Genomic DNA, 13,565 nt, shown 5'->3' on the forward strand with positions numbered 1-13,565 from the left:
ACCACGTGCAGGGACTCTTTGAAAGCATAAACCAGTTCTTCTCATTTATTGGCCCCATCTCCGACGCCGTCTGGGCGTTCCCCACTCAGTTCAGCATCTACAGCCAGATTCCTTTGCTGGGGCAAATGTCGTTTGCTGTGCTGCTGCTATTGGGCATGGGCGTCTGGTTCACCTGGCGCACCGGTATTGTTCAGATACTGAGCTTTCGAGAGGCCGTTCCGATCATGCTGCGCAAGCAGGATCACGATGTTGGCATCAGCGCGTTGGCGTCTTTTCTACTCGGCCTTGCCATGCGCGCCGGGCCCGGCAATATCGTTGGAGTCACCGGTGCCATCACCGTCGGTGGACCAGGCGCCTTGTTCTGGATGTGGGTAGCAGCACTGTTTGGTATGGCTACCGCTTTTATGGAGTCCGTCCTGGCGCAGCTCTTTAAAGAACGGAAGGATAATGAGTTTGTCGGTGGCCTGCCCTTCTATGGCCGTTATATCCTGGGCAACAGTCGCGCGGCAGGCATACTGTTAACTGTCGTCTTTATTACCTATGCGCTGTTTAACGTCCCGGCCCAGACCTTCAATGTATTCTCTGCAGTCAGCACCATCGCAACGACGGCTACCGGGCTGGAGTCCAACCCTCAGTCACCACTTTATTATGGCATTGCGATACTACTGGTCCTAAGTTGCGCCTGGATGATCATGGGGGGCATTCGTCGCGTCACGGCTTACACCAACGTGCTGGTCCCGGTGATGGCTGTGATTTTCTGTGGCATTTCAATGCTCATCATTCTGATCAATGCGCCATTGGTACCCGGCTTTTTTGTGGCAGTGGTTAAAGGGGCTTTTGCGCCTGACGCCCTGTTTGGCGGCGCCATGGGAGTCGCATTGGCCGAGGGCGTGCGGCGCGGGCTGATGTCCAACGAAGCCGGCCAGGGCACCATCACCATGGCGGCTGCGGCCGCAGACAATAAACATCCCTGCGAACAGGGCTTCGTGCAAAGCCTGGGTGTATTCTTCGACACAATTGTCATTTGCACACTGACGGGTTTCATCGTCGTACTGGCTCAGGTATGGAGCGGTGCTGACGATAGCGCCGCCTGGCAGGCGATGAGTGCATCACGTTTCGGAACCTATCTGGCATCAGTGCAGTCGTTACTGCCTGCCGCACTTACCGGCACAGTCACCATTATCCTCGCCGTCTGTTATTGCCTGTTTGCCTTCACCACCTTGCTTGGCATGATTTCATTCGCCGAAATATCAGCCAATTTTATTTCCCGCTCGCCACACTTCATAACTGGAATTCGTATCGCTGGCTCCCTGGTCTTTGTCCCGTTCGGAGCACTGTCCATGCTGGCGGGGTTGAATCTTGGCAATCTTTGGGCGATCACCGACCTGACCAACATCATTATGGTGTATTTGAACATTCCAATTCTGATGCTCGGCGCGCCGATGGTTTATGCCGCCCTGGAGCACTACCGCAAGAAAGGTGGAGGTCTGTTCATTTCTGAGGAAATTGGCATCAAAACGGTGCACTGGACCAGGGAGAATCAACAACACCTGCCAAAATGACGTATATGACAGCTTTGCCGCTAAAAAATACTTTTTTTTCTGGAATTTTTCTTTATTATGCGCGCTTGGCGGCAACAGAGCCTGCACCTCTGGCAGGTGGTCACACAAACGCCTTTAAACTGACCTTGTATCCACAACCTGTTTCCCGAGGTTGCCTATGTTGCTAGCTCTGGTTGTAGTTTATCTGCTTGTTTCCATTGGTATCGGTGTCGCCGCTGCGCGCAAAGTTCACTCGGCCAGTGACTTCATAACCGCCGGCCGCAGCCTGCCGATGTTCATGGTCATTGCCATGGTCTTCGCCACCTGGTTTGGTGCCGAGACTGTACTTGGCATCTCAGCGACTTTTCTGGACGAGGGCTTTCGAGGCCTGATTTCCGACCCGCTCGGCGCTGCCGCCTGTCTGGTGCTGTTCGGCCTGGTGTTTGCATTGCCGCTCTACCGTATGAAGTTGCTGACGCTGGGTGACTTCTTTTACTATCGCTACAACAAAAAAACCGAGATGGTGCTGTCCGCCTGCATCATGCTTTCCTACCTGGGCTGGGTATCTGCTCAGGTCACCGCACTGGGTCTGGTCTTTAACGTCCTGTCGGAAGGCTCGGTAAGCATGACGGCTGGTATGGTTATCGGCGCCGGTGTTGTGATGATATACACACTGGTCGGTGGTATGTGGTCAGTGGCCGTGACAACCACCGTGCAGATGGTGGTGATTGTTGCTGGCCTGCTGCTGGTTACCAGCTCCGCCACCAACATGGCCGGCGGTGTCGGAGAAGTCGTGGCCGCTGCTGCTGCCGAAGGCAAATTCGAGTGGCTGCCGGCCATGGATCTGATCGACATTCTGGGTTGGACTGCAGCGCTGTTCACCCTGGCCTTGGGATCCATTCCACAGCAGGATGTTTTTCAGCGCGTGAATACATCAAAGAATGAGCGCGTGGCTGTCTGGGGTACAACTCTCGGCGGCGTGGCTTATTTCTTCTTCGCAGCTATCCCCCTGCTGCTGGCCTACAGCGCCAGCATGGTCGACCCAGCCGCAACAGAGGTCCTGATGGCTGAGGACTCCCAACTTGTGTTACCGAGCTTTGTGTTCACCCACATGCCCTTCTGGCTGCAGGTGGTCTTCTTTGGCGCCCTGCTGTCAGTCATCATGAGCACGGCATCCGGCACATTGCTGGCCCCTTCGGTTACCTTTACCGAAAACATTCTTCGCAACTTCATGCCGAACATGACGGACAAACAGTTGCTGCTCTACACACGACTGACAGTTTTTGTGTTCACTATCATGGTGATCATCAATGCCGCAGCCTCGGACGGCAACATTCATGCAATGGTCGAGAACGCCTACCGCATCACGCTGGCCGGCGTATTCATCCCGCTGACAGCCGGCCTGTTCTGGCGCCGCGCCAGCAACTTTGGCTGCACGCTTTCCATTGTTCTTGGCCTGGGAAGCTGGCTGCTGCTGGAAATCCTGTACCCGGAAATTCCGTTTGAGCCTCAATTTGTGGGTCTGGCCTTCAGCCTGGCCGGCATGATTTACGGCTCAATGGCGCGCCCCAATCCACACCGTGGCAATCACCGCGGACTGGCAGAGCCCCGGGGTTAATCGCCATCACTGGCAACTTGCGGGTTTGGCCTTTATAATCCGCCATTCGTTTTCGCCCCCGCGCTCGTGGGGGCTCAAAACGGGCCTATAGCTCAGTTGGTTAGAGCAGCGGACTCATAATACGCCGGCCTGATGAAATAATGCAGAATGGGTACAATACCTTACATGCAGAAGGCCGCAGCCAAGTAAGTACAGGTGTAAGAGAAAGTCATTTATCGGGCCTATAGCTCAGTTGGTTAGAGCAGCGGACTCATAATCCGTTGGTCCCTGGTTCGAGTCCAGGTGGGCCCACCAATTCAAAGCCTCTTGCCGCATGGCCTGAGGCTCTCGGCTATACTTACACCAAAGCAAGCTGAACTTACACCAAGGCAAGCTGAGAACTGGCCTCCTCTAGAGTTATTTCTCCGAATTCAATTGCCATGACCATTTGACCTATGAACTTAGCTATGGGAGGCGAGACTGCGTTGCCAATGAATCTCCCTCGGCGACCGTCCAGCCCTCTGGGAACCCCATCAGTTTCTCGCACTCTGTCCATGTCAAGTTTCTGGCCACATAGTATTGGTCGGTCTGTATGGCCTCCTTGATGCTTTCCAGTTTGGGCGCGTATCGTGGGGCTATAGCTTCGTGCCTTGGTATACCCGAAGCCTCCGCGACGTTGAACCAAAAGCGGAGCGTCTGAAATAAACTCTTTCTGAAAATTGGATCGAGTTTTCCGCCCCGTCCCGCTCGACGCTCTCGGCGTATCACTCCTAAGCAGTTGGCCGCCGTCAAGATAGAACTTATAGGCACTTTCCGACTGATAACTTCCGATAAAGAATATTCTCTCTCGGTTGTGGGGAAGACCCGCGCTGAGAGTGTTGCACGAAAACCAGGTCCCCATATACCCGATCTTTTGGAGCTCGTCGATAACTGCCTCAAAGGCTTCCCCTCCGTCGGCGCTGAGTAGTCCCGAGACATTTTCAAGGACAATCCATCTTGGCGTAGCTTGTCTAATAAGATCGGTAATACGGTAAAAGAGTCCAGATCGCGCCCCAGAGAGTCCCTCTCTTTGTGAATTGGCGTGACTGAGGTCTTGACAAGGCCACCCCGCTGCCCAGACATCTGCTTCCGGGATTGCGTCGATTTCGAGGGTAGTGATGTCGCCATGGAGAGGTACCTCCGGCCAATGCCGTTTGAGAATCTGTTGACAGTACGGGTCTATTTCACAATGGAAGACTGGAGTCAGGCCAGCCTGCTGGAAACCAAGATCAAAGCCTCCAATTCCTGCAAAGAACGATGCAAATTTCATAGGTTAATTCGACTACTTTCATATAAGTTGCTGATGGCTTATTATTCAAGACATTATAGCATCTAGCAAACGAGTATTTTGATTTGTATGGTAGCACGAAGCAGGGCAAGCAAGGGGTTCCTTTTACCGCCAGCGACAACTGCAAACATATCAGCAGATCGCAGGAAACAATGGCTCGACAACGCTAATGCCAATTTTGTGGCTCACGGGCAATCAAACAAGATAATCTACAGGATGATTCTTGAGCTTCTTTGGCCCGAGGGAAGCGGAATCCCTGGCCCTCACATCCCTCAGTCGGAAGTTAGAGCAGTTATTGACCAGGCGAGAGAGCAAGAAGGTAAAGAAGCCTATATAGATCCGTTCCGACGTCTCAGGGAGCTGCAAGGAGAAGAGGGTTTCACATGCATAGTCAAGGAAGGAACGAAATACCAGTTACAATCACTTGAAGTGGGTTCAAAGCGCACACCTAGGGAAAAGCCTTCAGCTAGCCTATGGAGACAGATTCAAGAAGCCTCTAACTTTAAATGCTTACACTGCGGCAAACAAGCTCCTGACGTTAAATTGAGTCCGGACCACAGAGTTCCCAGATCGAGAGGTGGCGGGAATGAAGAGAGCAATTGGCAGCCGCTATGTGAACAATGCAACAACTTGAAAAGCTCATCTTGCCAAGGTTGCGACCTTAACTGTTACGTTTGCTCTTGGGCTTTCCCTGAAACTTACAAGTCAATCATTATTGATGACAACAATAAAGCCCAAATCAAAAGACTTGCAGACAGTAAGGGTCAGCACCAATCAGACCTGGTGAACGAGATTCTACGCAACCACTTCAGCAGACTTTAGCGCTAGATTGCATATAATGTCCTTGACTATCGTGTGGTTGATTCGGCCTGTTCTCGCTTGTGCTTCAGGTAGTCACGCTGACCCACATCTAGCTGCTTCTTGTGGTCACGGTACAGCCGTTCATGCTCCGCTTGGGTATTCTCCTGCTGAGTAGGGAAGAGGTCATTAGCAGGCTTGTCCATAAACTCCCAGGTTGCTTCCTGCAGCTTTATCTGACTGACCACAGCCTCAGCCGTCCATGCTTCAATTGTCATGATCGGCAGAAAGTCTGCGCGGGGCCGGGTGTTACTCCGAGCCTGTTCCACCCGCTCCAACCGCTTTAGGAGCGTGGCTGGTATCCGGCGCATGGTCAGTGGGCCGCTGCGCAAGCATCCATATGACTTAACATGGTGCGGGCCTGTCGAAGAAGTTTAGGGTCGTTGCAATTACGAATCACGTCTAGGCTGGTGGCTATACAAACCTGCCGTATGTCTTCCCGGTCCGCCTCTGACAGGCTTGCCATGATTTCTGTATTCGTGGTTCCCGTTACCCTTAGCAACTCATCTGCATCAATGGGGACTACATCGGTATGAGCAGCCATGTCATCAGTTAGAGATTTACAAAACTCAATCGCTTCATCATGCTGATGGATTGGGAACACAAACTTCATCTTCCCTATACGCACCAGCAAGGCAACGTCACCCGTCAGCGGTTTAATGTCAGCAATGTGGTTACGCCCTGTTCGAATAATACTCATGTTTTCCCCTCCAATCGTGAAATTCTATCTTCCAGTTCGTCAATCTGTTTAATTGCACCAAGCGCTCCAATGGCTTCGATGATCTGCTTCCCAATGTCAGCGGAAACCTCGCCACCAGCTATAGCCTGCAATACGGACTGGACTTGCTGGGCCAGTGGTGCGGACGAGTCAAAGTCAAACTCAACACGCTCCACTTGCGCCCGCAATGTAGGCATAACTCGGGAAAGGATCAGGCTTGCGGATTGAGCATCGCCGTCCAGCGCTTGCGCGACCATTTTGTCAACGATGCCTTGTGTATCGCTCAGGAGTCTTTGATTTAGCTTCGCCCGTGCATTCGAAATACCACGAGGTCTGCCGGAAGGGTTGGGACTTTTCATACCTCTTTTCCAGTTCGGATTACCTTTCTGTTGTTTCTTCTCATGCTGGTGTACCGCCAACCAGTCAGGTGATGCGGATGCGTCCATATGTGGCTACCTCTTTTTGATATATCACGGTTTTATCAAATGCTCTTCTCACCGTTGATAATGAATGCCGCTTCGGAATCGTTCTTCGCTTGGCGTAGTGCCTGAACTACATCAGAACGAACGCCGATTGCCTTTTCTACCTCTTTGAAAACGAGGCCAGAACGAGTGTCAATCAGAGACTTGGCTGCCTTCATAACTTTGAGCTTGCGTGCAACTTCGGGCGACTGTGCCTCGTGGAACATCTTGGCTCGCAATTGACGTTCGGTTTCGTTCAATCCGGACAAATAGGAAGGCGCTGCGAGAACTGCTGACAGCGTGACCACATCTCCATTGCGCTGCGCTTCCTCTAGAAATTTAGTACGGTTATCCAAACTCAGCGATTTTACATGAGCGCGAATTTCCTGAGAAATGCTGCTACTACCAGTCTGCTGAATCGGACCGGACAATTGAGCTTCAGTTGCCTGCACTGCTTTCTCCAGGTTCGCTCTAACACTATCGAAGCGCCGGGTCACTTTCGATAGTATCCTCTGAGCATGGGTATCTGTGTGCATAATCTGCGCCGCTTCGTTCCATGATGGGTGTTTCCGAGCTGACTCCCTCGCCGTACGAATTGAATGTATCCCCTCATACGCTTCCGAAAATGCAGTTTGAACTGGCCCAACGTAGGGGGCAGTTGTCTCGTCATAGCCTTCGAGACTCTCGACGTTCTTAGGATGAAGCGCGGGCGTGATCTGTTCGTGAATATCCACTTCTGACATTGTGTTATCTCCTGATAAAATTTACCGTTAATTACTTTTCCCTTACAGCATATGGCAAAAACAAAAACTTCTACTAATAAAACAATTTGTTGCCACCAAATAACAAGTAACTACCTGTTAGTTGTTCTGGAACCCATCCCTGATAACCACAATTTTCGGCGCGAAAGCAGCCACGCCGTGAGCCGCTATACGGTGTCGCCAGCACCAATGCACCAGCTACACTGCGAACGTGGCCCCTGCCGCCGCTGGTGCAGCGCAATCTACAGCGCTATACCCTAGCCAGCACGAATATTTTCTTGCAGCTATCGCGCCCGAGCAGTAGCGGCATGAATTTACGAGCCAAGCTGAGTTATTTAGAAATTTAAAGATTTAGAGAGCCGCAATGAGGCCAGTAAACACTGAAAACAATTACCCTATTTAAATTTCTAAATTTCTAAAATTTAATGCAATGCCCAGCGTTTCCGCAGTTGGTAGCCGATCACTTGTTTAGATAGCTGTTTAACTTTTTAGAAAGACTAAACGTCATCAGTCCCTATGGGATCTTCATGATTCGGTAACATTCACCATGTTCTTTAAAGTCGTCAAACATCTTTTCCTTTTTACACTTCATGATATAGCCGCTTAGACATAGGCTTTGCAATGTCTGATCCAGAGCCTTAGTTGCGCGTAACGGGTGTCCTGAGAATGCTGGTAGTGATGCTGTACGTTTCTGCAAGTAGCTACGCTCGATGATGCCTCGTACTCGAAGCTCTTCAGACGTCTTGTAGCCAATGGCAGGTGGCTTTTTGAGATAGTCTTTCATAATGGTGAGTATCTTGGATTCACGCACTTGGTCGCCCTCGCCTACGTCCCCGCTTTCAAGCCGTCTCGTAAAAACAGCGATGTCACGCCTGACAAGATCGATGGCCCATGTCGCGTGTAGTGTGGTCATAACGGGGTGAAGATGGTTGTCAGCCACCGCCAGAAGGGAAGCGACCCGTAGTGCTTTCAAATGGGCGCGGTTCCACATCTGCCGACGCGCTTCATCGTCAGTGGCGTTGATAGCGTCGTCGCATTCAATGTCGAAAGCATCCAACATATCCCACGCTGCGGCGTCAGAGTCGACTGCTTGGTATTCGTCCCGCTCTCGCAGCGTGCGGGCTTGTGTGGCCAGCCCTGCAAACCACTGCCCAGACTGTTCAGGGATAGAGGTCAACCGGTTCTTGTTGGCTCGGGGGCGCTCTCCGTTATATTCAATGACGGTAAGACGCGACATAAAGCCGTCCTCCATCATGTCGTCCGTCAGCGCTTGGTGGAAGGTACCTGGCGTTGAGTCACCGATCAGGCTATATGCGGCGCCGCCCAATATCGGTTTGTTGTTTTTCTCGTCGCTATAGGTAATGCCTCCAGCCACGGACTGCGGACCGGATTTCGCGTATAGCTTTGTCATCACCGTCCGTAGCTCTTGCAGTGCAGAGTCTTTCGGATTACTCATCCGCTTTAGTTTCCGTCCGAACTCACTTGCAATATGTGTGAAACATGGACTGCGGGAAATCGCTCCTATCAGAGCCTGCCCTGATGCGTAATCCGAAAAGTCATAGAAGGTTCCAACATTGGACTCCCAGCGGTTGGCACCTTTGACAAAAAGTGAAATGCCCTCTGCCATAGTCTCCTTGCCAATACCACTCCTCGCCAGCAGCACGACATAGACGTTAAGGCCACTTCCCGTTGGAGTGAGCCATGATCGACCGCAGACACCGGCCAGCAGTCCCAGCGCTGACACGATCGCCACCTCCCACACGGGTCGAGGAGCACTGTGGTAAATGACTTGAGCTATCTCCCCTGCTTTACCCGGAGGTAGTTGGAGAGCGACTTCTGGTGCGGGCGCTGTGGCGGGCGCATCCTCGATAACGGGAGATTCATACCTGTGTTCGACTTCCTTCGACTTTGCCTCAAAGGCAGCCCTGTTGATTGTTACGCCGCTGTCTTGCCAGAAGATACCGGCGCTCGGGTTATCAGTACGCTTACCCATGCAGCACCTCCCGCGACTGTGTCGCGCTGCCGCTGGCTGGGGCCGCTTTCGCGACCGTGGCGCCATAAGGGTATTGGCTACCCTGTGCGCGGGCCTGTGGGTGCTGCTGCTCGGCTTGCGAATAATCCAAGACTCTTAAACGTGCGTTTGCTATAGTGGGGTTGTCCATTAGTAAGCCCTCTACCAGCCGGTGCGCCAACACCGGCTGGTTCCTACCTGTCTTATTTGCGTCTTACACGAGGCGTTGGCGGCTCCGCGCAGCGCTTGTAATGCTTCAACTTTCTAAGCGTCGAACAGCTTCTATATAGGAACCTGTTCGAACTCGACGCGCTGAGATTCCAGGAAGGCGTCAAGGTCTGCCACCTTGTATGTGCAGCACTTGCCGTTCTTGTAGTACGGAGGCCCTTTTTTCTGGCTGGCCCAGACAGTAAGGGTGTTGTAGGTATTGCCGAGATATTCGGCGGCTTCGCGGCGACTGAGGCGGTCGGTAGGATTGAGCGTGGTAAAGTCGGTCATTGCGGATAATCTCCGATCGACCTACCGACTGCACAAACTAAAATGGGCAGTGCGGCAGGCACCGGCATCTGTTTCCAGATACCTGATACCCGCCACACTGCCCATGCAGTGCTTCTCGTAGTTTCGTTCCATCCTGGTCATACTCGACCGGGTGTAGCGTCACGCTGGAACGGGAAGCGGAAAAATTAGTTGGGGCAACTATACCAAACTAAATGCGCCCATGTTTGATTATTTTTACTCTAAACCAAGTCGAGTACTTCATCAAGAATCTGCACACCCTGTCAGGCTTCTTTAGTTGCTTTAAGCGCCTGCGCCTCGATCCAATCCGCGATGGTTTGAACGTCCGGCAGCAGGTACCGTAAGTTCTTCGACTGCGTGTAGTGCTTGAGCGTGATCGACTGCGGCTTGTGGTTTTTGAGCAGCTCCGCCTTCCACAGCTCCACCCTGCATTCGATAGCAAGCGCATTGAAAGTGCGCCTGAGGTCGTGTTGGCGCAGGTGCAACCCGGCCACTTCGCTGACCATTCGCATCGTGCCCAATGCGTCCTGCATGTATCCGACTTTTGACTTAGCCCGCGACGGGAATACATACTCCTGATTCTCCCTACGAGCTTGATACCGAGCCGACAATATAGCGTGGAGCTGGCGGCTCATTGGGATGGTTATTACGTTGTGGTTTTTAGTCTCCACGAAAGTGAAGCAAGGTATTTCGTCATCGAGATTCACATGCCCCCATTTTAGCTTCGACGCCTCGCCAATTCGTGCCCCTGTGAGGATTAGAAACATTACAAGATGAGCAGCGGTAGCATCGGCGGGGTGGAAGCGCTCCGTGTCCGTGCGTGTGGTTAGTAGTTGCCACACCTGACCCATCTTTTCCAGAGGGAGGATCTCCTCGCGGGCGTGCTCGGCATTCCATTTGGTACTATTGAATGCCTGCACGACTGGGTTGAATGGTAGGATCGGATAAGACCCGTCCGGGGCCATATTCGTCTCGCGCGCCCAGTTGCAGAGCGCGCGAAGATTCCGAAACACCTGATTAGCCTGACTTGGGCTTATCTTGGACATTTCCCTAAAACGCTTCGCGCAGGCGTCACGCGTAATGTTGACCACAGGTTTATCAGCCCAGTCAGCGAGACGCTTTGTTACGCACTTTTCAATGTCTTCTTTGCTGCGAGGGCGAAGCGGACCATGTTTTGTGCGCTTGTTCTCAATGTAGTCCTCCATGACGTCCCGGAGAGTCAGCTTCTGAGCTTGACGCTGCCGCCTTTCCGTCTGCGGGTCTTTCCCGTCGTGCATCTCGCTCATGCGATCCAACGCCCGCTTTCGAGCTTCACCACAATCAAGCAGATGACAGGGACCAATTGTGAATCGTTTCTCCTTCCCCGTACCCCTTACAACCTTTTGAACGACATACGACTTGTACCCTTTTGCGGTGACCCTTACACCGAAGCCGCCCAAGCTGCTACACCAATGAAATTTCTGCCCTTTTTCAGGAACAGGTAAGGCCTCAACCGCCTTGTTTGACAGCTTAACTCTCTTAGCCTCAGACATGCTTCTACCCTCATGACACCGTGTAAGGGCTAGTGTAAGAGGTTTCAATATAGATCTGCAAATGACTATTTAGAGAAGTAAATACGTATATTACTGTTTTATATAGTTTTATATGGGCGTGTTTAGTCAGGCTTAGGTGAGCTAATAGCCAGATCAACTAACTCATAATCCGTTGGTCCCTGGTTCGAGTCCAGGTGGGCCCACCATCTTTTTTGCAGTTTTCTGTAGTAACTCCTTTTTGTTTTGCCAGTGCTGCCAAAATATCACTCCTACCAAAAGACTGGCTCCTCCCAAATGCCACATCCAGGACAATGGTGCCCAGATCAGCAGATAGGCAGCCACTGCCAGCATCGCAGCCTGAACCAGGTTTAGCCGACGCGATGTCCGCCATTGTAGCAACGCGCACATAGCGTAGAGCCCCATTGACGCCCAGACGAATATCTCGATCCGTTGTGGCCAGCTGCCAGTAATCAGTGGCGTGTAGGCAAACAGCAGTGGCACCAGGTAAAGCCCTTTGGCAAGCTTCCACGATGTAATTGACGTCGCCACCGGTTTCGAACCGGCAATTGCGGCAGCGGCGAACGACGCCAGCGCGATAGGAGGCGTTACGTTGCTGTCCTGGGACAACCAGAAAATAATCAGATGGGCGCTCAGCAACATGCCAGTCACCAGTGCCGGACTGAGAAGCTCGGCACGCAGCAACTGGCGCATTTCCAGCGGCATTTCACGCAGGGCAACCACGGCATCGCCACCCCACAGATTAAGTGTGGCTATAACGTTGCCTGGCAGATCCGGTGCCGTCAGCGCCTGCAGCATTTGTTCATACGCGATCAGGTCAAACAGAATGGGCGCGGACAAGGTTGCCAGAACGATATAGGAAGCAGTGACGGGCAATCCCAGGCCTAACACCAGCGAGGCGAGCGCTATCAGCACCAGCGCCACAAACAGACTGCCGTTGGCCCACTCCACAATCATCAGTGAAAATGCATTACCCACGCCGGTGGTCACTACCACACTGATCAGAATACCTACAGCGACCAACAGCAGCGCGGTAGACAGGGCGGTTCTCACAGCATCCACAGTCGCTTCAAAAATATCTTCCCACTCCATGGGTGTCGCCGACAGCCAGGAGGAAACTATCACCAGCACGGTGGCCACGACTGCCGCTCGAATCGGTGTATAACCAACGAATAACATGACGACAAGGCTGCCCAATGGAATCAGGAAATGCCAACCCTGCCTGACCACACGCCACATGCTTTCGTGGTCGCCTTTCTGATCAGCTTTCAACCCCAGGCGCTGGGCTTCGATACGCACAAAATAGAATACTGTCAGGTAGTACAAAAGCGCTGGCAGCAGCGACACAGCAATGATGGTCTGGTACGAAATTTGTGTATACCCGGCCATCACAAAAGCACCGGCCCCCATGATGGGTGGCATCAGCGCACCGCCGGTAGAGGCGGCAGCTTCTACACCCGCTGCAAACTTTGGACTGAACCCGGAGCGCTTCATCATCGGTATCGTGATGCAGCCGGTCGAAACCGTGTTGGCGACCGCAGAGCCGGAAACAGATCCCATCAAGCCGGAGCCCACAACCGCCACAATGCCAGCCCCACCGGTGAAACGTCCTGCCAGGCAGCGGGCAAAATTGACGATAAAATCGCCCGCGCCGGAGCGCAGCAGGAAGGATCCGAACAGGATAAACATAAAGACAAAAGTGGCAGAAATATTGGCCGTGGATCCGAACATGCCCTCCTCGCCGAAGTAGGTTCGGTACAGCACGGTTTCCAGACTTAAACCCGGGAAGGAAAAGACGCCGTTAATATAGCGGCCCAGGAACAGGATATAGCTGAGAGAAACGGCAATCAGAATCGGCATGAACCAGCCGGTGGTGCGTCGGGTGAACTCGGCCGCCAATACCACCGCCGTCACGGTGACCAGATAGTCCGACCAGATAAATTCTGCCTCGCGAGCGTAAAGGGCATTTTCAAACAGGATGATATAGGCCGCCACCAATACCGCCAGTATGGCCAGCATAATATTGACAACTCTCATCGCCAATGCCGGTTGGTTGTTCGCTGGGCCGGATTCATTGGCAGACAATGCGCAAAGCGCCGCAAAACCACCAAAGTGAATGGCTGAGAACCACAACTCTGGAAGCGCAGCGGTCACATTGGCATAAACATGAAACAGGGCGAACAGAAAGGCAGACCATTTGAGCAGCGGATGTTTCATAAACAAAA

Annotated in this window: 12 protein-coding genes and 1 tRNA gene; 4 read left to right on the forward strand and 9 right to left on the reverse strand. The window is 52.6% G+C overall.

Annotated elements, in window-relative coordinates; all coding sequences use genetic code 11:
• Nucleotides 1–5 precede the first annotated feature (5 nt).
• From LVD14_RS01165 to LVD14_RS01175, 3 genes are all read left to right on the forward strand, one after another.
• Entirely contained in the window at nucleotides 6–1,562 is a 1,557-nt protein-coding gene (locus LVD14_RS01165) for an alanine/glycine:cation symporter family protein (protein WP_237132195.1), read from the forward strand.
• A gap of 157 nt (nucleotides 1,563–1,719) precedes the next feature.
• Nucleotides 1,720–3,159, forward strand: a complete 1,440-nt coding sequence (locus tag LVD14_RS01170) for a sodium:solute symporter family protein (protein ID WP_237132196.1) — start codon at nucleotides 1,720–1,722, stop codon at nucleotides 3,157–3,159.
• Between the two features lie 217 nt (nucleotides 3,160–3,376).
• A tRNA-Ile gene (locus LVD14_RS01175) sits at nucleotides 3,377–3,453 on the forward strand.
• A 64-nt stretch (nucleotides 3,454–3,517) separates the two neighbouring features.
• On the opposite strand, the gene LVD14_RS15605 is transcribed toward LVD14_RS01175, so the two are convergent.
• A complete protein-coding gene (locus LVD14_RS15605; protein WP_237132197.1) occupies nucleotides 3,518–4,447 on the reverse strand; it encodes a DNA (cytosine-5-)-methyltransferase in 930 nt (309 codons plus the stop codon).
• A 234-nt stretch (nucleotides 4,448–4,681) separates the two neighbouring features.
• Here LVD14_RS15605 and LVD14_RS15610 point away from each other — a divergent pair, with 234 nt between their 5' ends.
• Entirely contained in the window at nucleotides 4,682–5,287 is a 606-nt protein-coding gene (locus LVD14_RS15610; protein ID WP_411268260.1) for an HNH endonuclease, read from the forward strand.
• 26 nt (nucleotides 5,288–5,313) lie between these two features.
• Here LVD14_RS15610 and LVD14_RS01185 read toward each other — a convergent pair whose 3' ends face one another.
• The 8 genes from LVD14_RS01185 to LVD14_RS01220 all read right to left on the reverse strand — a co-directional run bounded on the left by LVD14_RS01185 (nucleotide 5,314) and on the right by LVD14_RS01220 (nucleotide 13,557).
• The gene (locus tag LVD14_RS01185; RefSeq protein ID WP_237132198.1) at nucleotides 5,314–5,541 is read right to left on the reverse strand and encodes a hypothetical protein; all 228 of its coding nucleotides are present in this window, start codon (nucleotides 5,539–5,541) and stop codon (nucleotides 5,314–5,316) included.
• Nucleotides 5,542–5,636: 95 nt separating this feature from the next.
• A complete protein-coding gene (locus LVD14_RS01190; RefSeq protein WP_237132199.1) occupies nucleotides 5,637–6,023 on the reverse strand; it encodes a hypothetical protein in 387 nt (128 codons plus the stop codon).
• Entirely contained in the window at nucleotides 6,020–6,487 is a 468-nt protein-coding gene (locus LVD14_RS01195) for a DUF5681 domain-containing protein (RefSeq protein ID WP_237132200.1), read from the reverse strand. The genes LVD14_RS01190 and LVD14_RS01195 overlap by 4 nt, the downstream gene beginning before the upstream one ends.
• A 35-nt stretch (nucleotides 6,488–6,522) precedes the next feature.
• The gene (locus tag LVD14_RS01200; RefSeq protein WP_237132201.1) at nucleotides 6,523–7,245 is read right to left on the reverse strand and encodes a hypothetical protein; all 723 of its coding nucleotides are present in this window, start codon (nucleotides 7,243–7,245) and stop codon (nucleotides 6,523–6,525) included.
• 532 nt (nucleotides 7,246–7,777) lie between these two features.
• On the reverse strand, nucleotides 7,778–9,256 hold the full coding sequence (locus LVD14_RS01205) for a hypothetical protein (protein WP_237132202.1): 1,479 nt from the start codon (nucleotides 9,254–9,256) through the stop codon (nucleotides 7,778–7,780).
• Nucleotides 9,257–9,556: 300 nt separating this feature from the next.
• A complete protein-coding gene (locus LVD14_RS01210; RefSeq protein ID WP_237132203.1) occupies nucleotides 9,557–9,772 on the reverse strand; it encodes a helix-turn-helix domain-containing protein in 216 nt (71 codons plus the stop codon).
• A gap of 281 nt (nucleotides 9,773–10,053) precedes the next feature.
• Nucleotides 10,054–11,322 (reverse strand): tyrosine-type recombinase/integrase, encoded by a 1,269-nt coding sequence (locus LVD14_RS01215; protein ID WP_237132204.1) that lies wholly within the window; start codon nucleotides 11,320–11,322, stop codon nucleotides 10,054–10,056.
• A 162-nt stretch (nucleotides 11,323–11,484) separates the two neighbouring features.
• Nucleotides 11,485–13,557, reverse strand: coding sequence for a TRAP transporter permease (locus tag LVD14_RS01220; RefSeq protein WP_237132205.1), 2,073 nt, complete (start codon nucleotides 13,555–13,557; stop codon nucleotides 11,485–11,487).
• Nucleotides 13,558–13,565 lie beyond the last annotated feature (8 nt).

It is taken from the genome of Pseudohongiella sp. O18 (assembly GCF_021729085.1).
Classification (GTDB): domain Bacteria; phylum Pseudomonadota; class Gammaproteobacteria; order Pseudomonadales; family Pseudohongiellaceae; genus Pseudohongiella.